The 25,453-nt window shown below is 31.8% G+C and carries 28 protein-coding genes; 14 read left to right on the plus strand and 14 right to left on the minus strand.

All coding sequences use genetic code 11. From position 1 onward, the window contains the following. Positions 1-9: 9 nt before the first annotated feature. Genes CD035_RS06195 through CD035_RS06205 form a run of 3 tightly spaced genes read right to left on the minus strand, consistent with a single transcriptional unit; the run spans position 10 to position 2,635 of the window. Positions 10-1,026 (minus strand): zinc-binding alcohol dehydrogenase family protein, encoded by a 1,017-nt coding sequence (locus CD035_RS06195; protein WP_048541520.1) that lies wholly within the window; start codon positions 1,024-1,026, stop codon positions 10-12. Positions 1,027-1,042: 16 nt separating this feature from the next. Further along, positions 1,043-1,987 carry a sugar kinase gene (locus tag CD035_RS06200; RefSeq protein ID WP_048541518.1) on the minus strand — a complete coding sequence of 315 codons (945 nt, stop codon included), beginning with the start codon at positions 1,985-1,987 and terminating at the stop codon, positions 1,043-1,045. Positions 1,988-2,002: 15 nt separating this feature from the next. Continuing rightward, positions 2,003-2,635, minus strand: coding sequence for a bifunctional 2-keto-4-hydroxyglutarate aldolase/2-keto-3-deoxy-6-phosphogluconate aldolase (locus CD035_RS06205; RefSeq protein WP_048541516.1), 633 nt, complete (start codon positions 2,633-2,635; stop codon positions 2,003-2,005). Between the two features lie 157 nt (positions 2,636-2,792). Between CD035_RS06205 and CD035_RS06210 the strand changes: the two genes are divergently transcribed. Then, on the plus strand, positions 2,793-3,545 hold the full coding sequence (locus CD035_RS06210) for an IclR family transcriptional regulator (RefSeq protein WP_048541515.1): 753 nt from the start codon (positions 2,793-2,795) through the stop codon (positions 3,543-3,545). 368 nt (positions 3,546-3,913) lie between these two features. On the opposite strand, the gene CD035_RS06215 is transcribed toward CD035_RS06210, so the two are convergent. Then, positions 3,914-4,756, minus strand: a complete 843-nt coding sequence (locus CD035_RS06215; protein WP_048541514.1) for a LysR family transcriptional regulator — start codon at positions 4,754-4,756, stop codon at positions 3,914-3,916. Between the two features lie 97 nt (positions 4,757-4,853). On the opposite strand from CD035_RS06215, the gene CD035_RS06220 reads away from it, so the two are divergent. From CD035_RS06220 to CD035_RS06230, 3 genes are all read left to right on the plus strand, one after another. Continuing rightward, positions 4,854-5,840, plus strand: a complete 987-nt coding sequence (locus CD035_RS06220; protein WP_048541512.1) for a YeiH family protein — start codon at positions 4,854-4,856, stop codon at positions 5,838-5,840. Positions 5,841-5,897: 57 nt separating this feature from the next. After that, on the plus strand, positions 5,898-6,722 hold the full coding sequence (locus CD035_RS06225; protein ID WP_229412525.1) for a trypsin-like serine peptidase: 825 nt from the start codon (positions 5,898-5,900) through the stop codon (positions 6,720-6,722). Positions 6,723-6,807: 85 nt separating this feature from the next. Next, complete coding sequence (locus CD035_RS06230; RefSeq protein ID WP_048541510.1) at positions 6,808-7,224, plus strand: DUF2188 domain-containing protein; 417 nt, start codon at positions 6,808-6,810, stop codon at positions 7,222-7,224. Positions 7,225-7,586: 362 nt separating this feature from the next. On the opposite strand, the gene CD035_RS06235 is transcribed toward CD035_RS06230, so the two are convergent. Continuing rightward, the gene (locus tag CD035_RS06235; protein ID WP_048541508.1) at positions 7,587-9,275 is read right to left on the minus strand and encodes a CocE/NonD family hydrolase; all 1,689 of its coding nucleotides are present in this window, start codon (positions 9,273-9,275) and stop codon (positions 7,587-7,589) included. A 219-nt stretch (positions 9,276-9,494) separates the two neighbouring features. Here CD035_RS06235 and CD035_RS06240 point away from each other — a divergent pair, with 219 nt between their 5' ends. Next, positions 9,495-10,091, plus strand: a complete 597-nt coding sequence (locus tag CD035_RS06240; protein WP_048541506.1) for a TetR/AcrR family transcriptional regulator — start codon at positions 9,495-9,497, stop codon at positions 10,089-10,091. Positions 10,092-10,113: 22 nt separating this feature from the next. Here the strand turns inward: CD035_RS06240 and CD035_RS06245 are convergent, their stop codons facing one another. The 3 genes from CD035_RS06245 to CD035_RS06255 form a co-directional block, all read right to left on the minus strand. Continuing rightward, on the minus strand, positions 10,114-10,491 hold the full coding sequence (locus CD035_RS06245; RefSeq protein ID WP_048541504.1) for a nuclear transport factor 2-like protein: 378 nt from the start codon (positions 10,489-10,491) through the stop codon (positions 10,114-10,116). Positions 10,492-10,558: 67 nt separating this feature from the next. After that, positions 10,559-11,338, minus strand: coding sequence for a GH25 family lysozyme (locus CD035_RS06250; RefSeq protein ID WP_048541502.1), 780 nt, complete (start codon positions 11,336-11,338; stop codon positions 10,559-10,561). A gap of 33 nt (positions 11,339-11,371) precedes the next feature. Beyond that, on the minus strand, positions 11,372-11,575 hold the full coding sequence (locus CD035_RS06255) for a DUF6440 family protein (RefSeq protein ID WP_048541500.1): 204 nt from the start codon (positions 11,573-11,575) through the stop codon (positions 11,372-11,374). Between the two features lie 71 nt (positions 11,576-11,646). On the opposite strand from CD035_RS06255, the gene CD035_RS06260 reads away from it, so the two are divergent. Further along, entirely contained in the window at positions 11,647-11,961 is a 315-nt protein-coding gene (locus CD035_RS06260; protein WP_048541498.1) for a thioredoxin family protein, read from the plus strand. A gap of 2 nt (positions 11,962-11,963) precedes the next feature. Here the strand turns inward: CD035_RS06260 and isaB are convergent, their stop codons facing one another. From isaB to CD035_RS06275, 3 genes are all read right to left on the minus strand, one after another. Continuing rightward, the gene (isaB, locus tag CD035_RS06265) at positions 11,964-12,515 is read right to left on the minus strand and encodes an immunodominant staphylococcal antigen IsaB family protein (RefSeq protein WP_048541494.1); all 552 of its coding nucleotides are present in this window, start codon (positions 12,513-12,515) and stop codon (positions 11,964-11,966) included. 229 nt (positions 12,516-12,744) lie between these two features. Beyond that, on the minus strand, positions 12,745-13,965 hold the full coding sequence (locus CD035_RS06270; RefSeq protein ID WP_048541492.1) for an MFS transporter: 1,221 nt from the start codon (positions 13,963-13,965) through the stop codon (positions 12,745-12,747). Positions 13,966-14,093: 128 nt separating this feature from the next. Then, positions 14,094-14,426, minus strand: coding sequence for a YflT domain-containing protein (locus tag CD035_RS06275; protein WP_048541491.1), 333 nt, complete (start codon positions 14,424-14,426; stop codon positions 14,094-14,096). 148 nt (positions 14,427-14,574) lie between these two features. On the opposite strand from CD035_RS06275, the gene CD035_RS06280 reads away from it, so the two are divergent. Then, the gene (locus tag CD035_RS06280) at positions 14,575-15,564 is read left to right on the plus strand and encodes a siderophore ABC transporter substrate-binding protein (protein ID WP_048541489.1); all 990 of its coding nucleotides are present in this window, start codon (positions 14,575-14,577) and stop codon (positions 15,562-15,564) included. A gap of 26 nt (positions 15,565-15,590) precedes the next feature. Here the strand turns inward: CD035_RS06280 and CD035_RS06285 are convergent, their stop codons facing one another. Continuing rightward, complete coding sequence (locus tag CD035_RS06285; RefSeq protein WP_048541487.1) at positions 15,591-16,463, minus strand: AraC family transcriptional regulator; 873 nt, start codon at positions 16,461-16,463, stop codon at positions 15,591-15,593. Positions 16,464-16,668: 205 nt separating this feature from the next. Between CD035_RS06285 and CD035_RS06290 the strand changes: the two genes are divergently transcribed. From CD035_RS06290 to CD035_RS06320, 7 genes are all read left to right on the plus strand, one after another. After that, a complete protein-coding gene (locus CD035_RS06290) occupies positions 16,669-17,244 on the plus strand; it encodes a GNAT family N-acetyltransferase (RefSeq protein ID WP_048541485.1) in 576 nt (191 codons plus the stop codon). A gap of 485 nt (positions 17,245-17,729) precedes the next feature. Continuing rightward, entirely contained in the window at positions 17,730-19,037 is a 1,308-nt protein-coding gene (locus CD035_RS06295; RefSeq protein ID WP_229412529.1) for an LLM class flavin-dependent oxidoreductase, read from the plus strand. A 9-nt stretch (positions 19,038-19,046) separates the two neighbouring features. Then, positions 19,047-19,616: a GNAT family N-acetyltransferase gene (locus CD035_RS06300; RefSeq protein WP_048541480.1), complete on the plus strand. Its 570-nt coding sequence runs from the start codon at positions 19,047-19,049 to the stop codon at positions 19,614-19,616. A 34-nt stretch (positions 19,617-19,650) separates the two neighbouring features. After that, a complete protein-coding gene (locus CD035_RS06305; RefSeq protein ID WP_048541896.1) occupies positions 19,651-20,277 on the plus strand; it encodes an amino acid ABC transporter permease in 627 nt (208 codons plus the stop codon). 9 nt (positions 20,278-20,286) lie between these two features. Beyond that, entirely contained in the window at positions 20,287-21,045 is a 759-nt protein-coding gene (locus CD035_RS06310) for an amino acid ABC transporter ATP-binding protein (RefSeq protein ID WP_048541478.1), read from the plus strand. After that, a complete protein-coding gene (locus tag CD035_RS06315) occupies positions 21,042-22,379 on the plus strand; it encodes an MmgE/PrpD family protein (RefSeq protein ID WP_048541476.1) in 1,338 nt (445 codons plus the stop codon). The genes CD035_RS06310 and CD035_RS06315 overlap by 4 nt, the downstream gene beginning before the upstream one ends. A gap of 3 nt (positions 22,380-22,382) precedes the next feature. After that, positions 22,383-23,156: a transporter substrate-binding domain-containing protein gene (locus CD035_RS06320; RefSeq protein WP_048541474.1), complete on the plus strand. Its 774-nt coding sequence runs from the start codon at positions 22,383-22,385 to the stop codon at positions 23,154-23,156. A gap of 46 nt (positions 23,157-23,202) precedes the next feature. On the opposite strand, the gene CD035_RS06325 is transcribed toward CD035_RS06320, so the two are convergent. Continuing rightward, on the minus strand, positions 23,203-23,913 hold the full coding sequence (locus tag CD035_RS06325; protein ID WP_048541472.1) for a GntR family transcriptional regulator: 711 nt from the start codon (positions 23,911-23,913) through the stop codon (positions 23,203-23,205). 78 nt (positions 23,914-23,991) lie between these two features. After that, the gene (locus CD035_RS06330; RefSeq protein WP_229412527.1) at positions 23,992-25,371 is read right to left on the minus strand and encodes a PTS transporter subunit EIIC; all 1,380 of its coding nucleotides are present in this window, start codon (positions 25,369-25,371) and stop codon (positions 23,992-23,994) included. Between the last annotated feature and the right edge of the window lie 82 nt (positions 25,372-25,453).

A 25,453-nucleotide genomic window follows, 5' to 3' on the forward strand; every position in this document is an offset into this window, starting at 1 on the left:
ATCCATCTCCTAATTGAAATTAATAATAGCCTTCTTAACTTGTTCTGGATGTTCATCTATATATTGAAACGCTTCTTTTGCTTCATTTAAATCAAATTGATGTGTGACTAAATCAAAATCATCAAATTTACCTTTTTCAATATTCTCTATTACCTCTGCAAATTTATAAGTTTGTAATCTTGAACCAACGATTGTCAGTTCATTTTTTGTAATAGGCATTTGTGAAATATTAGCTGGTCTTTCATCAAATCCTAATACGACCACTCTTCCTGCTGCAGATGTTACTTGAACACTTGTTTCAAATGTTTGAGGCATACAAACTGCATCTATCGACACATTGACGCCTTCTCCATTCGTGATGGATCTAACTTCTTCAAGTAAATCTTTCTCAGCCACATTAATAGTAATATCTGCACCTTGTTGTTTTGCATAATCCAATCTTGATTGATCTAAATCTGAAATGATTACTTTCACATCTTTCAACTTAGCGTATCGTAATATGCATAATCCAATAGGACCTGCACCCTGTATAAGTAGAGTATCTCCATCTTGAAGATTCCCTCTACTAGTTGCTTGAGCACCAATTGTAAGTGGTTCAATCAGAACACTCATTTCAAAAGGAATATCTTTATTGACTTTATGAAGTTGCTTCTCATTAATTGCGAAGTACTCTCTCATACCACCATCTTCATGAACACCAAAGACGACTAAATTCTCACATACATTTGGTCTGTCTTGCTTACATGCATAACATTCTCCACAAGGTCTAATAGGTTCAACGACAACGTGATCGCCTACTTGTAATTCAGTCCCTCCATAAACCTCATCTACAACGCCTACCACTTCATGTCCAACCACTCTAGGAATAGTTGCTAATGGGTTAGTTCCATGTAAAATATGTCTATCTGAACCGCATATGCCAACCTTTTTAGTTTTTACTAAAATATTTTGTTCTTCGTTTATCTTAGGTTTATCTAACGTTTCTACAACAAGTTCATTTTTTCCGATTACTCTAGCTGCTTTCATGTATACACACTCTTTTCTATCTATTTATAAGTTCTTTACCACTCAAGAAACTTTCTACTTGTTCTAAATATGGCAATCCTTCGTTATCGCCTATTACTTCTGTAACCATTCCACCAACTGCATTTGCGAATCTTACGCGTTCTTTTGCTGTATATCCTTTACTTAAAGCGAACAAGTATCCACTTGAAAAGCCATCTCCAGCGCCTACTGTATCGATTGGACTTACTGGAAAGACTTCTGTTTCAAATTGTTCTTCATTACTTACATATTGTGTTGGTAAATGTCCACGTTTGATAATAATTTCTTGTAAGTCTTGTTCTTTTAATAAATCTTCAATATTTTCAAATGGTGTCGCTATTTTAAGGATTTCTAGTTCTTCATCGCTTGTTAACAGAGTATCTGTATAAGGTAATAATGCGCCTAGACTTTCACTTGCTGTCTCTTTAATCCAAGTTTTTAGTCTAATATTAGGATCTAAAGTTACAGTTGTATTTGCTTTTTGCGCTTTTTTCATCATCGCTTGAATCAGTTCAATTTTATGATGTAATAATGCGACAAACACACCACTGACGTGGAAATAATCAATATCATCAAAGTTAATATGTGCGACATCTTCTTCTGTTAAGTCTTTAATGGGTGCATTGTCTCGATAATAAAATGAAGCACCGCTTCCATCTGCATTTATTTGTTTAAAATAAACGGACGTGTTTTTTCCTGATACTTGTTCGATATGATCTGTATCAATACCTTCTCCACGTAAATTATTGATAATATGTTGACCAAATTCATCTTTACCAACTTTTGAATAAAAAGTTGTTTCTAACCCTAATCTACTCGCACCAATTGCTACATTTAATTCCGCGCCTCCAATTGTTCTTTGGAATGTATGATTAAATTTCAAAGGTCCTTTATTACTAGGATTCATGGCTATCATGGAATCACCAATTGTGAAAAGCCTCATTTCTACCACTCACTTTCATCGATTTCTAACAGCTTCTACATACTTTTGAGCTTTTTCTGAAATAACTTCAAAATTATTTCCTGTAAATTCTTTCGTTAAGTCGCCACCAATACCTACAGCGAATGAACCTTTTTCAATCCAATCTGATACGTTATCTAAATTCACGCCTCCAGAAGGCATGAGTTCAACATTGGGTACTGGACCTTTTATATCTTTAATAAATCCAGCGCCTAATTGTCCTCCTGGGAACAGTTTGATTAAATCCGAACCATAGCGTAATGCTTCTATAATTTCTGTTGCACTACTACAACCTGGTAAATATGGAATGGAATATATATTACATAATTTAGATATATTGGTGTCTAAATGTGGACTTACAATATATTGAGCCCCTTTATTAATCGCAATTTGTGCTGTAGCAGCATCTAACACTGTACCTGCACCAAGTACGATATCATCACCATATTGTTTATGTACTTGATTAATCACTTCTTCAGCATTCGGTACAGTAAACGTAATTTCTATATTTTTAAATCCACCTTTAATGATTTCATCAACAATTTTCTTTGTTTCATCCTCGTCATTTCCTCTAACAACTGCAACGAGGTAATTTTCATGTAGCTGGTTTAAAATTTTATATTTTTTCAAAATAGCCCTCCGTTCCACATTGTGATACAATGTATTATATAGTAATATTTAGTATTATTATAACGTTTGTGAAAACGTTGTCAATTATTTATTTTCATCTATGTTACTTAATTCATAGATTAATTTATGCTATATTTTTATCAAAGAGGTGATGATTATGGCTTCTAACGTTCAATCCATTGACCGCGCATTAAGCATTTTAGAAATCATATCCGAAAAAGAACAAATATCATTAAAAGACTTAGTAGATGAAATTCAATTATCTAAAGCAACTGTACATAGACTTGTTAATTCATTGATTAGCAATGGCTACGTTCAACAAAACGCATTGACCAATCAATATGAAATAACTTTTAAAATGTTCCAACTTGGGAATAAACGTGTACAAAATATTGATTTTTTAAATGTAGCTAAAAGTATGATTAGTCAGCTGATGACAACAGTTGGGGAAACATGTCATTTAGTAGTGGAAGACAATAACGAAGTGGTATATATAGATAAATTTATACCAAGCAATAACAATCGATCGATGGCATCTAAAATCGGGAAACGAGCACCTATGTATTGCACAGCAGTAGGTAAATCTATACTTTCGACGTATGAGAATGAAAGAATCCAAGAAATATGGAATCAATCGAATATTGTTAAACTAACCGAAAATACAATCACAGACTATAATCAATTCATCGATGAAATAGCAGTCATCCGGGAACAAGGTTATTCCGTTGATAACGAAGAAAATGAAAAAGGCATATATTGCGTAAGTACCTACTTCGTAAACTATCGAAATGAAGTCCAAGGTGCTATCAGCCTCTCATTCCCTACAACAGAATTAGATAAGAAAGAGTTCTTTGTAGAAGAATTAAAAACATGTGCTAACAAAATTTCTAGATTACTTGGGTATCATTAAGAGATTGGGCCATAATATAGGGGGCGCACGATATCTCTTAGTCTTCGTGCGTTACACCCTGATTTTGCACCTTAGCGCACGATATCTTTCAGTCTTCGTGCGTTACACCCTGTTTTTATACCCTAGCGCACGATATCTTTCAGTCTTCGTGCGTTACACCCTGTTTTTGTACCTTAGCGCACGATATCTCTTAGTCTTCGTGCATTACACCCTGATTTTGCACCTTAGCGCACGATATCTTTCAGTCTTCGTGCGTTATGGTTTTAAGTTAAGCTAGTATCCAAATTTGGATGTATTAAAATACTCAAAACAAAAACAAGCCTATCACTTTAAAACTGACATAATCAGTTAAGTGATAGGCTTATTTATTATCTAAACTCATAATTCTTAATTTCATTTACAATCGTATTATATTTATTTGTCTTGTATCTTGATTTGTTAGACACTACAAAGAAATTCCGATTTAAATCTAGGTCGTTTGTGACGATATAATCTTCATCAAATGATTTTATAGAGAAATTGGATAATATCGTATAGCCCATATTTTGTTTAACGAGTTCTAAAATTAATTGGTTATCATTAATGACTACTTTACGAGATGTTAAATTCAATTGCTGTAATAGCATATCTTGATAATATCTTATTCCTGATCCTGTTTCTCTAACGTAACATCTTAATTGATTTAAATTTTGGTTTGTTTGTTTATTTTTCACGAGTAATAATTTATCTCTTGTTAGGACTTCACTATTGATTTTGTCGTCCAGTACTGGCTTTTCGATAATGCCTAGATCAAGTGAGTAATCTTTCAACTTACTTAATATATCAGCTGAGTTATAGACATATATATGAATATTCAGTTTAGGATATTTCGTTTGTAGATAGATTGTTAAGTCTAATAACATCGATTGGCCGAATGTGTGACTCGTCCCTATGACAAACTTCCCCTTCACATCTTCTTTATGCTGATTAATTTTTGTTTGCAGTTGCTCATCTAATATAGCTAATTGGCATGCGTAGTTATATAACTCTCTTCCTTCTTCTGTCAAAATAATATGCTTTCTCGTATTTTCAAAAATTTTGATTTGATATTTCTCTTCTAGTGTCTTGATATCTCTACTTATGGATGGCTGTGATTTATATAACTTTTCTGCAGCATTCGTAAACCCTTCTTCTTCTACAATAACTTTTAAGATTTGTAATTTATCTTCCATTGCAACCACCTCATATCATTTTTGTTATATTATATATTTAAAAATAGCATTTCACAAATATTCATCTTACGATTAAACTTACGTTGAGGTGAGCATTATGTGGGAAAAATTTAATAAACGTTTTTTACTCGGTATTGGATTTACTTTTTTAGTTGCTATTGTCAGTATACTTTTATCGTATTTACCTGTATTTAACAAAGTCGGGGCGCTCGCAATTGCGATTATTACAGCTATTTTATATAGACATTTCAGGGGATACCCTACGCAAATCGAATCGGGAATTGCATTTTCATCAAAAAAATTATTAAGATATGCGATTATTCTATATGGGCTTAAGTTAAATTTGTGGACAATTATTAACCAAGGTAGCACATTGTTATTACTAGATGTTGGTGTCGTCGCTTTTGCGATATTGTTTATTTTATTTTTAAATAAAATCGTTAAAGGAGATAACAATTTAGTCTTGTTATTAGGTGTTGGAACTGGCGTTTGTGGTGCAGCTGCGATTGCCGCGATATCACCTATACTTAAATCTAAAGACAGTGATGTTGGAATTAGTGTAGGTTTAGTGGCCATAATGGGTACAATATTCTCTTTAGCTTACACATTATTATTCGCTATTTTTCCAATGAACGCTGAATTTTATGGTATTTGGTCAGGTGCAAGCTTACATGAAATTGCGCACGTTATTTTAGCAGCAGATGTTGGTGGCCAGTCCTCACTAGGCATTGGCTTATTAACAAAATTGGGTAGAGTATTTCTATTAATACCATTAAGTATTATTTTCTTAATCATCGTTAATAGAAAGAGATCACATAAAGTTTCACAAAAAATAGACTTTCCGTACTTTTTAATTGGATTTTTAATCATGAGCGCCGTGAATACATTCATTCCTATTCCTGAAGCAGTATTAAATGTAATCAGTACATTTACAACGCTTATATTAATTATGGCAATGGTCGGTATCGGTTTAAATGTATCTTTCAGTGACTTAAAAACAAAAGCATTCAAACCAATGATAGCAATGCTTATAACGTCAGTTGTGTTGTCAGTAATCACGTTTATTGTTGTTGGATTTTTATAATTGAAATATAAGGGTATAACATAGTTATGATTCAATTTTGAGAAAGATTGTGATTAAATGCTGTTATACCTTAAATTATATTTAATACTCATAATTTCGACGTTCAATTATTTATTTATACCACCTGATGTCCCTGCGTCTTATAAAGATACATTTACAAAAGCCACACATCATGATTATCAAGAAGCTTTTAAATTAGGTTCACAAATTTCAAATGAGAATCTTAAAATTAAACCATTTCATTCAAAAGATAAACGTACCAGTCAAGCAGTTGGTAAAGTCACATCTGATGAAACAGGCAAGTCAGGAAATGGCGCAACAGGGTTTGTCGTCGATGATCATACAGTTATCACCGCGTCACATGTCGCAAGTGATGATGACGGAAATAAAGAAAAGAAACAATTTTATTTCTTTCCTGCTAAATCTAATCAATATACACCGATGAAATTCAAGATTAAGCAATTTTATAAATCAAACGAAAGAGATGTCGCAGTACTCATTACTGAAAAATCATTAACACCCAAAATTAAACCTTTAACTATAGCATCAGAACGTGAAATTCATCATTTGAAACCTAAATCAACACTATCTATGACAGGCTATCCAAATGAAGAACCATTTGATGGTCAATATATGTACCAATCAAAAGGATTCTATCTCAAACCAACTCACGAACATATCGAATATATCGGACACATGCATCGAACAATAGGATTTTCAGGATCTCCAGTATTTAATCATGATAACCATGTCATCGGTATACATGCACATGGCATTCGTCCTGATATGAGATTAAAAAATCAAGATACCCGTGATATTTACACAGGAGGTCCACTTATAACAGGTGAAACACGAAACTTTATTAATAAATACCGTAAATAATTTATACACTGCACAATTGTACCCGTTTGATAAATCAAAATAGTGGTATTCAATAAGTGTGTATATTATGAAAGGATGATGAAACATGCCATGGACTATGGACGAATATCCTCAAACTTGGAAAAACTTTGATCAACTTGAAAGAAAGAAAGCTATTGATATTGGCAACGCAATGTTAACCAACGGGTACAAAGAAGAAGATGCCATTCCAATTGCAACGAAACAAGCAGAAGACTGGTACAAGAACGCTACTAAAGAAGAATTAAATGAATTGAAAGATAAGAAAATTACACAACATAAACAAGACAGTTCTGCCAATCCTCAGTTAAACGATAAAGATATACATGTCTATTATGAAGACAATCAATGGAAGATAAAAACTGATGGTGCTAAACAAGCTAGCGAAACCTTTGATAAGAAAGAAGATGCTGTGAAGCGCGCTCGAAACATAGCTAGCAATCGTGACACAGAGATTATTGAACATAAGAAAAATGAATCGTAATGACAGAAGGCATAATCAGAAATGTACCATAACGGAACATAATGATTATGCCTTAATTTTTATCTATTTTCCCAATATGTGAACAACGGTCCTGTTTCCCCATATATAGGGTCTTGTTCTCGTAATCCAACCTCTTGAATGCGTTTCTTCTACTCTTCTATATTTGTATCTTCTTCTGTACATACGTCTTAATCTTATCCATTTGGATATGCCCCAATTACTTCAAAATCCGAACAAGATTCTAATAATTTATGGTCTACGCCTGCAGGAACAATCATAACATCTCCAGCTTCTACACTTACTTTTTCACCTTGTTCGCCACCTAAATGTAATAATGCAGTTCCTTTATCTACAACTATAGATTATTTATGACATATTTCTGGTACAAGAATATGAGAATCGTATTTACCGCCTACGTATATATTGTGAATACCTTTATTAACTGTTTCTTCGTGTTCATAACGTGTTTTGAGTCCAGGTGTACTATTACCTTTAACAACTTCACTTGCATTTATGACTACTTCAAGTTGTTCACCTTTTTTAAATAATGTACTTGAAGGTAAGATTTCAATTTCAACTGGCACGATTTCATCTTTAGCTAATTTAAGTTCTGATTCGTGTTTATGCCATGGTTGTAATGGTGTTGATTTTTCAGTATCTAATTCTCTGTGAGATACACGTAACCAACTTGATGCGACTTGACCATGTTCGATATGGTTGAAGTCTGGGAAGTTTACTTCTTCACCTTTTTTATTGAATTTTTTAATACCTACAAATAAATCCATATCATCCGCTTCTTCTGCAGATACCCATAATTTCAATTTCATATTACCAGTTAGTTCAGTATCTTCATTAAATACTTTATTAAATCTCACTTCATCTTTGCCTTCAACTTCACTATTATAAGAAATTTTAGTTGATGTTTCTGGTTTCAAATCTTTTAAAGTCATGTCTGATCCGTCTAAATATAAAGCAGTTTCTTTAGTGTTAGGTAATGGGAAGTTTGTTGCTGTTTTAGTGTTACCTCTATAGAATTTATCTCTTACTTCATAACTTACTTTAGGTGTATCTTTCCAATCATTTTCAATACCTTTTAAATAATAATCGAAGAATTCTTTTTGTTGTTCAAGAGATTCACGTGCATAATATGATTCCCATTCTTTACGGCCATGTATCTTTAGCCATTTATCTTCTGATGATGCTTGTTTAAATCCTTCAAAAGTACCGCGATTATGCAATCCTTGAGTTGACCAACTTGCACATACAAACATTGGTACTTTAATTGCTGATAAATCTGCTTGTTTACCTTTCCAATATTCGTCAAACATCGTATGCAATTTTTGTTCTTTTTTCAAATCTTCAATTTCTGATTCTGGCCATCTTGCAACAATTCCTTCATACCAGAATCTATAGAAACCAGTATCTGGTATACCACCATGGAAAGCAATTTCTCTGTACATGTCATTTAAACCTTCCCAAGGTATCATCGCTTTTAAGTGTGATGGATTTAATGAAGCTACCCACCATTGTGTTACAGCTAAATATGAAACACCATTTGTACCGACATTGCCGTTACTCCATTCTTGTTGTCCAGCCCATTCAATAACTTCTGCATAATCTTTCGCTTCTGAAAGACCCCAAGGATATAGTGCACCTTTAGATTTCGCACTACCTCTTAAAGCAACTTTTACGACAACATAATCATTTGGTACCCAGAAACCTGGGTCTGGTGATTCTTCCGGTGTAATACTTGATGTTGGAATTGCACCAAGTGTTGGCCATAATGATCCCATATTTGTAATTTTTGGTTTGTTATCTTTACCATATGTGTCAGCTGACATGACAACTGGGAACTTCCCAGGTTTATTAGGGCGAATAACGTTTACATATAATACTGCACCGTCTGACATTGGTACAGCTACATCTTTTTCCATAATCATTTCTTGATTACCATATTGAATGCTATCAACAACAATATGATTGATGCCTTCTTTAATATTTTCAATAGATGTTACTGTTAATTTTGGATTACCTAGCATTTGTTTAGTCATATATTTCAAACCCTTTCTTTATATAGTGTTATTTTGAATACATATAAAGCTTAATCCTCAAGCACATATTACACAATAATCACGACAACTAAAGGTGTTTGAAAATGAACAAACTGATTAAAATTGTTCATTAACTATGTTTGAAATGACAATTTATGATTTATTTAAGATAATTCTATATACTTAATATACAAATCTTGATAAGAGGAGATGTTGTGAATGGCACAAGACAGAAGGAACCGAAAAACTCAAAATGCTATTAAAGAGATCTTTCTAAATTTACTACAAAAATATTCATTTTATGACATTACGGTTCAACAAATAGCTGATATTGCTGATATTAATAGAGGTACATTCTATTTTCACTATGTAGATAAATATGATTTATTAGAAAAAATGGAGAATGAAAAAATAAATGATATTCAAACATTTATCGCTGAGCAAAATAAAAATGCTTTCTCTGATTCTCCTAAAGATATTGTCCATAATATTATGGCGTATTTAATTGAACATATTGATTATCATTTAGAGTTTTATAAGACGATGTTTAATATTGGACAAGTTTCTATGTTACGAGAAAAGCTTTACCAATTGATATTTGATCATTTAAGTTCATATAAAAATATCAACAACACTATTGGAGATATTCCATTACTATATTTCACAAGCTATGTATCAGGTGCAGGTATTTCCTTTATTAAACATTGGATACAAGACGAAAATAGAATCGATAAATCTCATTTAATCAATCATTTCACAACCATCGTCAATAATGGGCCCGTCCCATTAATGGAAAAAGAACAGTTCCCAAAATAATTTTAGGAACTGTTCTAATTTTTTATGATTGATTTGAAAACAATTGATCATCTTTAGGTTGGTTTTCTAAGTAGGTAATTTTACCGTTCTCATCTAATCTTGCGATATCTTTGCCTTCTTGTGTATAAACACCTGTTTCATATCGGTTACCACAAATTGCCCAATCTGTTTCATAGCTACCATCTTCATTTTGTGTCCAACCGTTATGCATATGTTTTAAATCTTTATTTGTTGTATAAACACTTTTAACAAACTGCTTCCAAGCTTCTTTACCTTTAAAAGTCTTCTTATTTAATACAAATTCTATATCATCATGAAATAGTTCATTTAATTTATGAAAACTTTCTTCACTGTATCTTGCTCCATCAAATAAGATAAAGTATTCATCTAATATGTTCATTATATTCACCTTCTTTTCTTCAAGTGATTATACCGTTCACTTTACAAAAGAGATATCATAATGCTCATTAATTTATAAACCAGCTTGTTTGCACATTTGGTCCTAGTACATTGGCATCGACATTTTGATCAAGTTCTGATGAATAGTAACTATCTGTATATTGCCATAATACATGTTCTCTTTCAGGTTGTGTTTCTTGATATGAAGCTAACCAATAACCATCATAAGAGCCGACAGCATTCGCTGTATGATTAACCATAAAGTCTTCATAAGAGTATAGTAATACTTTCTTATCACCTGAATACTTCCTCATTTCATTCAACCAAGCGAGTGTACTTGCATTTGTATCTCCTGAAGCAACTGATTCTTCCTCATAATCATTGATATAAAAACTTGCATTAGGTGCTCTATTATATAGCGATTTCGCTTCTGTTCTTGCTTCACTTGCATTTTCATACATACTATATGTATAAACACCATACTTCATATTATTGGCAGAAATTAATTTTGAATTTGTATCAAATGCTGCATCTTTATAGTCTGAACCATATTGTGCTCTTAAAATAATAAAATCATAATTGGCTTTAAGCTTTTTAACTTGTGCTGATGTTAATTCTCCTTGCCATTCTGATAAATCAAGTATTGAATCATCTTTGGCTACTGTCGAAGATTCCTCTATTTCTTGTTTGTTTCTAAAAGTATTTTGATTTTCATTTTCTATGTATTTCTTATAACCATGACCCATCGTACCCTCTTCTTGGGCCGCTTCTACTTTTTCAGATGATACATTAATGATAAGCATCATCGTCACGACTGTTATCATCATTTTTAGAAATCTTCTAGACATTTAAATACTCCTTTGTCATTGATGCATATTTTATTAAACTTTATCTATTACAGGTTTTCCATTCTCGTCTAACAATGGTGTTAAACCACTGCCTGTACCTACCCAAGCATTGATATAATTAACACCTGTTTCACGATCAACAAGAATCGAAATGCGACCTAATCCTTTAACATTATCTACCGATTTAACAAAAAATCGATTATTATCTTTTGAATCATTATCTTTGTTACCAAACATATTTTTTCCTCCTTTTCTCATATAATGGTATAATATTTGCCATTATAATTAAATGATAGGAGCTAAATTTCATGAAAATCATCACAACTTTTGATGAATTAAATAAACAGATTGATGCACATACATTCACACTAATCTACATATCTAGCGAGAATTGTTCGGTATGTAAAGCGGATCATCCCATCGTACAAAAAATGGTGGAAGACTATGACATTCCAGCATACGAAATTGTTGCTAACCAAATGCCAGAAGCAGTCGGACAATTAAATTTATTCACTTCACCTGTCGTATTACTTTATTACAACCAAAAAGAAGTTCACCGACAAGCCCGTATAATAGACTTTGATGAACTTCAATATCGTATAGAACAATTTAATAATCTATAGCATTATTCAACAATCGTATAGAAATCAATTCTCGTTACAGTACCTGTTTCGTCAGAAGTAAAGGCAATTTTATAACCATTTAAACTCCAAGAATATTGACCTTCAACACTTCTCGGACTACCTGATTTACTGAAATCTGTACCGTAAGAATCAACAACATCATCTATCGATAAATTAAATTGATTTGCATTTGTTGGTTGTGCATTAGCATCTAAACCGTAGTTACTATATACATTTAAATTTTGATCATATAAATTTATATTTTTAGCCTCATCTTGATGTTCTTTAGCATAATCTTCATGTGCAGGTGTTTCATATCCATTTAACGTGAAATTACCTGACTCAAATCCTTTTTTGAATGTATCCGTTATGAAAAATCCAGGATCATAACTCACATATCCATTGTAATAAGAAGTATAAGGTTGAGAAGCTTGGCTATCCATATTACTGTTGCTCGCCGCATCAACGGAATGACCGTTACCCGCTGCGCCTACCGTAAATACTGTCGCTACTGCTAAACCGGTTGAAACAAAAACTTTTAAAAATTTGTTCATTCGATTACTCTCCCTTTATATAGATTATGTATCATAAGATGATACACCTTCATCCTACACTTTTAAAATTCAATTACAAGGGATATTAAATAAAACATTTATTTGTTTTTATTACTTTTGTTTAATAGTAATCATTTCAATAAATTCAAAAACCCCAACCCGATATTTTCGAGTTGGGGGTTTAATATATACTTTATTCTAATACTTCTTTTGCTTTGTCAATAATGTCTCAAATTACACCGTCATGTTTTTTGATAAATGTGTAAAGATATGCCAAGATAAAGCATAATATTGCTGTAATACTGAACGAAATAATATAGAATGCTGAATTAATGTCAAAGAGTATACCTGCTACTAAAATTCCAAAAGGCATCATTACTTGTGACATTGTTTGTGACAATGCTAAATATTTACCTTTTATTTGCTCTGGTACATTTTTTTGTACATAAATGTTTATCGGTACATTACTCAGTACAACACCGCTTCCGATAATAAATATACTTATAAAATATATTACAAGTATCGATAATTTATAAAAATCTGTTATAAACGGAATACATAAAATGAGTATTCCCACAGCTAAAGTAATCATGGCAACTTGCATATTTGCTACAAGTGTTCCTTTATTCTTCAATTTAGGATAAATCAAACCAAACAATATACCTGCTAAAGGAAATCCTGATTCAATGATTCCTAACTGTTTAGAATTCATATTAAATATAGTGACAAAACTTCCTGGAATACCTACCGTAACGAAACCAAACATAAAGTTAATGATAGATCCTGATAATAGAATTAAAAATATGTCTTTATTTGATTTCAAAAATTTAAATACGACTTTATAACTGTTAAAGAATGTATCCTTAACTTCTTCATAGACTTTTTTTGCTGGAACTTTATTAAACGCAATATTAAGCACTATTATTAATGAAATGAGCTCAGTCACAAACATAATAATCATAAAGGTCTTAATATCGAAATAAGCGTATACTATTCCACCTAAAATTGGAGCACCTATTTGTAATACATTCTGAATGACGTTTCTATATGAAACTGTTTGATCAATGAAACGTTCACTAACTAAACTTAACAAGCCACTGTTAAAAGTGAGTGAAACAGCCATATCTGTAACTGTCAAAATGATTACAATTATGTATATGTATAGAAGTTGGTTTAAACTATTTGGTATTAAGAAAATACTTATAATTGATAAAATCGAAATGCACTGCATAGATATAATAAATGATTTTTTATTAATCTTATCTATATAATATCCAATAGACGTACTGCCCAATATAAATATGAGCGAATATATAATCATAATATTAGAAAAAGCTTGTACACTCCCTGTTATCTTTAAAACATGAAATGAAAGCGCAAAAGTAAATAATTTACTGCCAATAATGCTAAAAAAGGTAAATAAAATAATAAATATATAGTTTTTCTTCATATTGCATACCACCATATCATGACTTACTTTAATTATATACAAATTATCCTATGGGTGGAATAAGTAATTATACGGACATAAAAAAACCCCAACCCGATATTTTCGAGTTGGGATTTAATATATATACTTTATTCCAATACTTCTTTTGCTTTATCATCTTTGGAAATTAGGAATACTTTTCCTTCGTCCATTTTTTCTTCGTAATCTTCTGCTTGTTCTTTGGACAAACCTATTTCTATTAATTTAGCTCTTAGTTCGTCACCTTGTTTATCAAATGTTCGACCTAAGTCTTTGTTGTTGTAATCTATATTGTCATAGTCTGTATGCTCAACGATTCTTGCTGTTCTGTCATCGTCATGTGATAGTACAAAAATATCTGTTGGGTTAATATTTAGTTCTTTCAGCTTGTTAATGTCATTTTCCAATGTTTCATCATTGATATAACTTTTTACGACTGTCATGAATAAATCCCCCATTTCTATTTTATATTATTAATATTCCCGTCTTATGTTTATTAAAACATCACTAAATTTTAAAAATAGCACTTGTTATTCTTAAATTATTTTGTATAATTGAGAAATGTTATCAATTAGAAAATGGGAGGCAATCATGAAAAAGTATATTACCGTCATCGTTTGTGTACTTTTATTATTATCTGCATGTAGTAATAGTAAAAGTGAAGTCAGTCATAAAGATACTGTCACAATCAAGAAGACTTTTGAATACAAAGAAAAGAATAAAGATCATAATAGAGGCAAGAAAAAAACTGAAAACGTAACAATACCTAAGAATCCTAAAAAAGTTATTGTCATGGATTATGGTGCTTTAGATATTATGAAAGATTTGAAATTACAAAAACATATAACGGCTATTCCTAAAGGTCCAAATGGTGATTTCTTACCAAGTTATTTATCAGAGTTTAAAAATGATAAATATACCAATTTAGGAAATCCTGGTAGACCTAATTTTGAAAAAATTGCTGAAGAAAATCCGGATTTAATTTTAATATCATTTAGGCAAGCTTATACTAAAAACTTAAAAGAATTTAAAAAAGCTGCGCCAAATGCAAAAGTACTTTACGTAAGTCCTGATGATGATCGTTACATAGAATCTATTAAGGAAAATGCACAAAATATTGGAAAAATATTCGATAAAGAAAATGAAACTCAATCACTCATAAAGAAACTCGACCAAAAAGTTAAAACTGTAAAAAGTAAAGTGAATGACGATACCGTTATGTTTGCGAATATTGACCAAAAAGGCATTAAGACATACGGTAAAACTGGTAGATATGGTGGCTTTTTAAGTGGTGATTTAGGTATCAAACATATTGATCCAGACATGCCTGCAAACTCAAGTGGACAGTTAGTGTCATACGAATATATCGCTGAAAAGAATCCAGACAAAATCTTCTATATAAATAGAACAGATGATGATTCTAAAGGATTACCACAAGAACTTAAAAATCCAGTTATTAAAAATATTAGTGCCATCAAAAATAAAGATATACTGAAATTTGATTCCAACACATGGTTCTTCGGTTCTGGTGGCATTAGTTCAACAATTAAACAATTAGATGATATAGAGAAAGCTTATTGATGAGAAAAAGTCTAGGGTATGGCACCCTAGACTTTTTCTATACTTCTAACTGCTATCCAAATTTCACTGTAAGCTGTTTCTTCCTGGCTATTCATTTTTGTAAATGAGAAATTTGGTACATCTTCTAATTCATACCCAGAAGATGGTAGCCATTCTGCATAAATGCTTGCCATAGTATTTTGCATTGTAGTTGGGAAATGTCCTTCATTAGGAAATACAGCCCAAGTATGTGCTTCAACTTCAAAAACATCTAATAACTCACGATTTATTTCTACTTTATCAGTAATTACACCAATCATATGAGTTAAGTATCCTTCTTCTTTTTCAAAATATGCATCAGCATCATAAGAAATATTTAATACTTCTTTTGGTTCAATATTATTAAGTGTATGCATATATGATTTTTGTTCGTTTGAAATACTATTTGCAAGCTCTACAATACTTTGATTTACACCTGCAAATTGCATAGGTATCTTTGTTGAAACCCCGACAAATTTAATAGCAGGTTTATTTTCAATTCTGTATTCCATATCTATACCTCCTCTTATACTTAGCGTAAAAGTAAATTTAGGGAATGATTTTATACTTGCAAGATGAATCGCATTTGATGGCAAAGAACCTGTCCAATTTTTAAATGCGCGACTAAATCCATCTACTGAATGATAACCATATTTAAAGGCTACTTCAGTAACAGATTCACCATTTTTTAAATCAACATTAGCTGATGACAATTTACGCTTTTTAATATATTCACTCAAGGGCATACCAGATATTGCCTGAAATATTTTCCGAAAGTGATAATCCGATATACCTACATATTTAGCAATATTTTCAATAGATAAGTCATTTGTTAAATTATCTTCAATATAATCTAATGCTTTATTTAAATCATCTATCATTCCATTCCCTCCTTACATGGTTAATCATAATTTATTACTATAATATTTACTCGACGTTATATAACCAAATTATATCGGATAGTATTCATTACCTCTAATAATTCATGAATAGCATGCATCGTTATTGTAAGCTTCCTCTATAAACCTAGGAAATTAAAGTATATAATATGATTAATTACACATATTTTTACAAAAGGGATTTTTAATGTATACAGATAAAGAATTAACTTTCCGTACAAATAGGTTGACGATTCGACCTTTAAACTATGATGACCACAAAGGTTGGATTGAAGGCTTTGAAAATCGCTACCCTTCGCAATATAAACATGACAAAGGGGAAATCAATATGGAAGAATGCGACGAAACATGGTTTATAGAACTTGTTGATAAACAACAAACGCTCATTAAACAAGACGATACGTTTATATTTGGAATATTTTTAGAAAATGGCAAACATGTAGGCATGTTGGATATTAAAGTATTAAGCAGATCAGACTTTCAATGGGGAGAATGTGGCTATTTCTTGCACAACCAATTTTGGAATCAAGGTTATGCATATGAAGCTATGAAAGAAGTCATCAGTCAATGTTATAAAACATTAAACCTTCATCGAATAGAAGCACATATTAATATAGATAACGAACCTTCTAAGAAACTCATTAAAAAATTAGGATTTGAATTTGAAGTATTAAGAAAGAACTTTATTTATGAATTTGATGAATGGACAGATAACGAAGTATATTATATTAATTTACATAACGAAAAATTGATTGAATCTTAAAGATTGAGCGACCCGAAACATTGTTTTCGGGTCGATAATTTTATTTATCGGCCTGCAAATCCTGTTTTCGGGTCGCTATTTTATTTTATCGGCCTGCAAATCTCGTTTTCGGGTCGATAATTTTATTTATCGGCCTGCAAATCTCGTTTTCGGGCCGCTATTTTATTTTATCGGCCTATAAATCTCATTTTCGGACCGGTAATTTATTTTATCGGTCCAGAAATCTCCGCCAACATAACTCCCTCAATCCCTCCACCCTATTTTAATATATTTTAATAATATTATTAATCAAATCACACTTACAAAAACCCGATTTAACAAGCATGACATTCAATTTTTTATATCATCTTACAAATGTTCACAAATAGTACATTATTTTAATATTAATCCCTAATAAAATAGTCAGATTTTATTGACAATTGTTAAAATTAAGTGGTATTCTTTATATCTTATTAAAACTATCGGATTAAAATGTTTGGGAGGATATTATGACAACACATAAACATATAAAACTGGGTCTCTTTTTAGCGGGATATGGTCATCATGTGGCGAGTTGGCGCCATGAAAATGCTATTGAAAAGGGTCCTATGGATTTAACTCATTTAATAAATACTGCGCAATTAGCAGAGAAAGGTTTATTCGATTTAGTCTTTCTTGCTGATAGCTTATTCGTATCTGAAAGTTCACATCCAAATATATTAAGTAGATTTGAGCCGTTTACACTTTTATCTGTTCTTTCTACAGCAACGACTAATATCGGATTAGCTGCTACTGCCTCTACTACATACAGTGAACCTTTCCATATTGCACGTCAATTTAGTTCTTTAGACCACTTAAGTCATGGAAGAGCTGCTTGGAATATTGTAACTTCTTCAATAACTTCTACTGCTGAAAATTTTAATGGTACTAAGTTAATGGAACATGAATTACGTTATGAACGAGCAAATGAATTTGTTGAAGTAACGAATAAGTTATGGCGCTCATGGGATAAAGGTGCTTTAGTTCGCGACAAAGAAACTGGAGCTTTTATTGATGCTTCAAAATTACATACGATTGATCATGAAGGGAAACATTTCAAAGTTAGAGGTCCTTTAAATATTGAATGTTCTCCACAAGGAAGACCATTATTAATACAAGCTGGTTCTTCCCCTACAGGAACAGATTTAGCTTCAAAAGTAGCTGATGTTATTTTTACAGCACAAACTCAAATTGAAGATGCTCAGAACTTTTATAAACAGTTAAAAGAGAAAGTATCTAAACAAAATCGTAATCCTGAAGAAGTATATATCATGCCAGGTTTATTCCCTATTTTAGGTGACACTGAAGAAGAAGCGCATCAAAATTATCAAGAAATTCAAGACTTAATCTTACCTGAAGTTGGATTAAGTATATTGGCACCTTATGTTGGAAATATCGATTTATCACAGTATGACTTAGATACTAAGTTTGCTGATTTAGATCTATCAACAGGTAACGGTGTTCAAAGTCGATTTGAAATAATTCTTAAAGAAGCGATTAAAAACGATTTAACTTTAGAAGAAGTTTATAAGAAAGTTGCTGGTTCTAGAGGTCACCATATCTTTGTCGGTACACCAGAACAATTAGCAGATAAGATGGAAGGATGGTTTAAATCTTCTGCTGCAGATGGTTTCAACATTATGCCACCTATTCTACCTTCACAATTTGAATTATTTATCAATAACGTTATACCAATTTTACAAGAAAGAAATTTATATAAAGAAATTTATTCAGAAGGCACATTACGACAAAAATTAGGCTTAGAAAATGAATAGAGGTGCGCAATGGAAACAATTGTTAGACGTGCAACTGAAGATGATATATATGACTTAATCAATTTGATGTACGAAGCCTACGAGCCCATTCGAGCACTAGGTATTAACTTTCAGTCTGCTAACCCAACCGAAGCTTCAATACGTAAAAATTTAGAAGAAAATATTTGTTTCATACTTGAATCTGGTGATGAAATTGTCAGTACACTTTCATTAAGGATGCCATGGAGTGACAATCCTGGACCATACTATTTCCCTCATATATGGTGGTTCGCAACATCACCTAAATATAAAAACAAAAAATTCGGGTCAAAACTTTTAAATTATGTAGAAAATGATTACTTACTGAATCATTTAAACGTTCCAGCCGTTTCACTCGGAACTGCTGATCATCATCCATGGTTAATAGATATGTACGTCAAAAAAGGGTACCAAAAATTTGGTAAGCAAGACTTAAAAAAAGGACATATTACGCAATATTTAGTGAAAGTCCTTAACCAAGACAAATTTAAAGGCACTGAAGAACTTAAAGAAAAATTTAATCAAGTCATATTCGAAGAAGGTGAAACAATTGAAATTTGATCCAATATATTTTCTACAAACATTTCCAAAATTAATGCCCTATTTACCTATTACATTGTCACTAGCTGTAATTTCACTAGTCATTTCAATATTAGGTGGATTAGTTATTGCATTAATTTTACGTACTAAATTACCCGTACTTAAAGAACTCGCCCTACTATATATTTCGTTCTTTAGAGCCATTCCGAGTTTAGTACAACTGTTCTTAATTTATTACGGACTACCACAACTTATTCCAGGTATGAGAGTTGTTGATGCTTTAACAGCAGCTGTTATAGGTTTAAGTATTAAAAATGCAGCTTACTTAGCAGAAATTTTTAGAGCGGCTATTACATCAGTAGATAAAGGTCAATTTGAAGCAGCCCATTCTATCGGACTCAACAAATTCCAAACTTATCTTAAAATTATACTGCCACAAGCAACACGTAATGCCATACCAGCATCAGGTAATATTTTTATCGGGTTAATTAAAGAAACATCACTTGTATTTACATTAGGTGTTACTGAAATATTCGCTAAAAGTAAATTATTATCTGCCGCTTCATATAAATATTTAGAAACATTCTTAGCTGTCGCAATTGTATATTGGTTAATTACGATTATATATACATACTTGCAAAGTTTATTAGAGAAAAAACTCAACAAACCTTATGAAAGTTAGGTGACATTCATGATTTCAATACGAGGTATTAAAAAATCTTTCCACAAAACACCTGTATTAAAAGGTATAGATATAGAACTTAATAAAGGTGAAGTCCTTGCGATTATTGGACCGTCTGGATCAGGAAAGTCCACTTTGTTAAGATGCTTGAACTGGTTAGAAGTACCAGATGAAGGCATTATTTCAATAGATGATGTAACAGTAGATGCCGAAAATTATAAAAAGAGACAAGTTCAACAACTTATTCAAAAATCAACAATGGTATTTCAGCATTATAATCTTTTCAAAAATAAATCCGTTATAGAAAATGTAACACAAGGACTTATTACGACTAAAAAGTTACCTAAAGATGAGGCATATTCAATTGGCGAAAAATATTTAGACCAAGTCGGTTTACTAAAATTCAAAGATAAATATCCTGCAACTTTATCTGGAGGTCAACAACAACGTGTTGGTATAGCGAGAGCATTAGCTATGGACCCAGAATTATTACTTTTTGATGAGCCAACATCTGCGCTTGACCCTGAACTTGTTTCAGGTGTTCTAAAAATCATTAAAGACATTGCTTCAATGCAGAAAACAATGATTCTCGTAACGCATGAAATGTCATTTGCAAAAGATGTTGCAGATAAAATCATTTTTATGGAAGATGGAAACATTATTGAAAGTGGAACAACTGACGAAGTGTTTAATCAGTCTCACAATTCTAGAACACAATCATTCATCAATAAAATTGAAACTGAACAAGATGAAGAGGTTCTACAATGACAGATACAGAAGCATTAGTTGAAAGGATTTATCGTCAGTCGAAACATATTTCTACTATTGAAAGAGATAACGCCATCACTGGCATACTTGACTTTATAGCAACAACTTACAGTGCTAACAATCATCATAAAGTCAATGATTTAATAAGTTTCATTCAAGAAGAAGAAGGATCAGGCAATGCATCTATCATAGGATATGAAGCTCAATTGTCACATTCAAATGCTGCTTTAGTGAACGGTTTTATTGCACATATATTAGACTTTGATGATGTTCACTCAAGTATGAGAGGTCATCCTACAGCTGTTATACTACCGAGTTTATTAGCAGTTGCAGAAAACGATACGCAAACTTTCAAACACTTTATTGATAGTTATATTATCGGTGTCGAAATGGCGACTCAAATTGGCGAAACAATTGGTGCTTGTCACTACGAACAAGGTTGGCACTCAACATCAACAATCGGCTTATTAAGTGCAACTGCTGCATGTTGTTACTATTTAAATTTAGATGCTCCTTCATTTGCGAATGCTATTGGAATAGCTGTTACACAAGCAAGTGGTTTACGTAACCAATTCGGTTCTGACGTTAAACCATTCCATGTTGGACTTGCATCTCAAAAAGCCTATTTAGCAGCACGTATCTCACAGAAACGTGTACTTGAAGGTAATAAAAATATGATGCCTACTTTTTATGAATTATTTGGTACATCAAATCGTTCATTTACGCAAATTATTGAAAATTTCGGCGATCAATGGTCAATTACACATCCAGGAATGTGGTACAAACTTTATCCATGTTGCTCAGCAAATTACCATTTAATCGATGCTATTAATACTATTAAACAAACACATCATATTTCCCCGGAAAAAGTAGAATCTGTCAAAATTACTTTTCCTACGAACGGTGATGCAGCATTGAAGTTTAAATCACCAGAAACTGGCTTAGAAGGTGCTTTTAGTGCTGAATATGTATCAGCACTTTTATTACTGAATCAAGAATTAACAGTGGATCAATTTTTAAATAAACCTATTAGTCATGACGTTAATCAACTTATGGAGAAAATCGTTAGACACTATGATGATGACATTCAACCAAGTCCACATGCCCTACCGAAAAATCGATTTACAATCGTTGAAATAACTTTAGTGACGGGTGAACAGTTTAAACAAAGAGTGAATGCACCTAAAGGTAGTCCATATAAACCATTAACGAAAGACGAACATCTTACTAAACTCAAACATGCATCTTATAAACATTGGGAAAATATTCATGATTTCTATGAAATTAAAGATACTAAAATGTTACAAAACTATATATTTAAAGGAGAAATATAAAATATGAAAAAAATATTAACATTTTTACTAATTGGCCTCATCGTGTTGGCAGGCTGTTCAAACGATTCAGGCAAAAAAGATAAAGGTACAATTGTCGCTGGTACTACAGGACAAAGCTATCCAAATTCATATGAAAAAGATGGTAAATTAGTTGGTTACGACATCGAAGCATTTGAAAAAATCGCTCACGAAGCTGGTTATAAAGTTAAATGGGTAAAAGCTGACTTCTCAGGACTTATGGGACAATTAGAATCAGGAAGAATTGATACAATAGCAAATGCTGTGGCAACAACAGATGAGCGTAAAGAGAAATATCTCTTCACAGATGCATACTCATATATCGGTAGCCAAATCATTACATCATCTAAAAATAAAGATATTAATAGCTATAAAGATTTAAAAGGTAAAAAAGTTGCAGGCGTGTTAGGTTCAAATCACACAGAAGCATTAGAGAACTTTAATAAAGAAAATAATTACGGATTCAAAACTAAAACTTACGAAAACCGTGAAGGCGCCCTACTTGATTTAGAAAACCAAAGATTAGACGGCTATGTCAATTCAGACTCAGTATCAGCTGCAGATAAAAACAAACGCGGAAAAGAAATTAAATTTGTAGGTAAACCATTTAATGTAGTCGGAACAAGTTTCCCATTCACAAAAGAAAATAAAGATCTAAAAGAAGACATCGATAAAGGCGTTAAAAAACTTAAAAAAGACGGCACACTATCTGACCTATCAGATAAATACTTCGGTACAGATACAACGAAAGAAAAATAAAGAAACAGAGGGCTTGAGATTTTCAAGCCCTCTGTTATTATATATTTTAATCTTGTTTACGAGATTGATGTACTTCTTTATTGAATGGGGTTAAGTATGTACAAGAATAATCTAATGCTATTACCTCGCTATACTCATATATAACGCCATTATTCAACAAACTTCTATTTTGAATATGCATTGCTGGAATTCCTTTTTTACAGCTTAACAATTCAGCTTGATTTTTATCAACTATTGTCGGTTTATAAGTCGTTATATTATGAGAAATTTTGTAACCTTTTTTCTGAACGAATTCTTGAATTGAATCTTTTAAATCTTCTACGCTTAAATCAAAAAATGCTCTATATGGTAACCTAGAAGTTTCAATCTGCACAATTTGATAGTTAGCAATTCTTATTCTTTGAAACTCCCAAACTTCTTCTGATTTTTCTAATTCAAACATTCTTCTATCTTTATCCGTAGCTTTAACTTTCCTTAAATATATTGGTTTAGATGTTAATCTAGAATAAGGAGTTGCAGTAATCGAATTATATATCAATGGATTTTGGCGAACATTTTTTTTAATAAATATGCCAGATCCTTGAACTGATTTTATAACTCCTATATCAGCTAATTGATCTATTACGGTTTGAATAGTATATCGAGAAACTTGATAGTCTTTTGCTAAATTACGTTGTGTAGGTAATTTTCCGTTAATAAAGTGTTGTTGATAAATTTTACTCAATATATCATTTAATATAAATTCTTTTTTCTTCATAATGATAAACGCCCTCTATTTTAGGTGATTAAGATATGACTAGATTATCCTTACTTTATTGTATCCTATACATAAGTATTATTCTGTAACTTTTTTATCCTCTTCTAATTCAGGACTTCGTTTTACCATTAGCATCCCACTAAAGTAAGCAACTGCTATAGCGATTACAATACCTATTATTGCAAAAATAAAATATTTGCCTATGTAAGCTGGTAAGCTAAATATACTTGATAAAATATAGCCATAAATTCTAACTCCAAAAAAGCTAATAAATGCTGATGCAATTGCACTTCCTAAGGTAACTGCTACAAGTGCTCGTTTATATTTAGTAATCACACCAAATAATGCAGGTTCAGTTATTCCTAAAAAAGCTGAAATTGCAGAAGAAACAATTATAGACTTTTCTTTAGATGACTTTGTTTTTCTATACATTGCTAAAGTAGTACCAGCAATTGCCATATTAGCCATGAACATCATTGGCATTAGCATATCATAACCTTGATTCGCAAAATTTTGAAGTGCTATAGGCGTCATTGCATGATGTAACCCAGTCAATACAGCTATCGGACGTATTGCTCCAACTATTACTCCTGCTAAAATTGGAGAAATATTAAATAACTGTTCTATTAAAAATGCAAGACCATTTCCAAGGAAAATACCAATTGGCCCAATAATAGTAAGTGCAATTAATCCAGCTATAAAAAGTGAAAATGTAGGTGTAAAGACCGTTCTCAGTACTTTCGGCAATATATTATTAACCCAATTATAAATATAACTTAGTATCCATACTGAAAAAATAATAGGTATAACAGTACCAGCATAATTAAAAACTGGAATAGGTATAAATCCAAATAAATGAAATGCAGAAACATTACCTGCATCTGCTGCTTCTGTCATAGTAGGAAACATCATAGATGCTGCAATAGCTATCGCTAAATATGTATTTGTTTTGAATATTTTTGCTGCAGAAGCTGCAATAAAGAATGGTAAAAATGTAAACACACCACTCGCTAACATATCTAACACTTTAATTGTATCACTTTTTTCTGAGATAACTTCAAGTGCTACTAGTCCCGCAATTAGACCTTTTATCATACCTGCACCGGCAATTGCTGGAACTATAGGTCCAAATACACCTGATAAAATGTCCATAAATAACTTCCCGATACTTTTCTTATCATCATCCGACACATCGTTATTTTCTGTACTTAAATTCAGTTTCTTAGATAAAATATTAAAGTAAGACTCTACCTCAGTACCAATTATAATTTGAAATTGACCATTTTGATTTTGAGATCCTAGCACTCCTGAAAGATTGTCGATACTATTTTTATCAATTAATTCCTCATTCTTAATATCAAATCTTAGCCTTGTCATACAATGCCATGCATTTATAATATTATCTTTACCACCAAGATTTTTTATTATATCGTCTATTACCATATCCTTTTTAACCAATAATATCCCTCCCGCTTCTGTATGCGTTTACAAAAATATAACACAAAATATTAAACATAAAAAACCAACCAAAATTATATAT

Origin of the sequence: Mammaliicoccus sciuri (assembly GCF_002901825.1) — a bacterium.
GTDB classification, from domain to species: domain Bacteria; phylum Bacillota; class Bacilli; order Staphylococcales; family Staphylococcaceae; genus Mammaliicoccus; species Mammaliicoccus sciuri.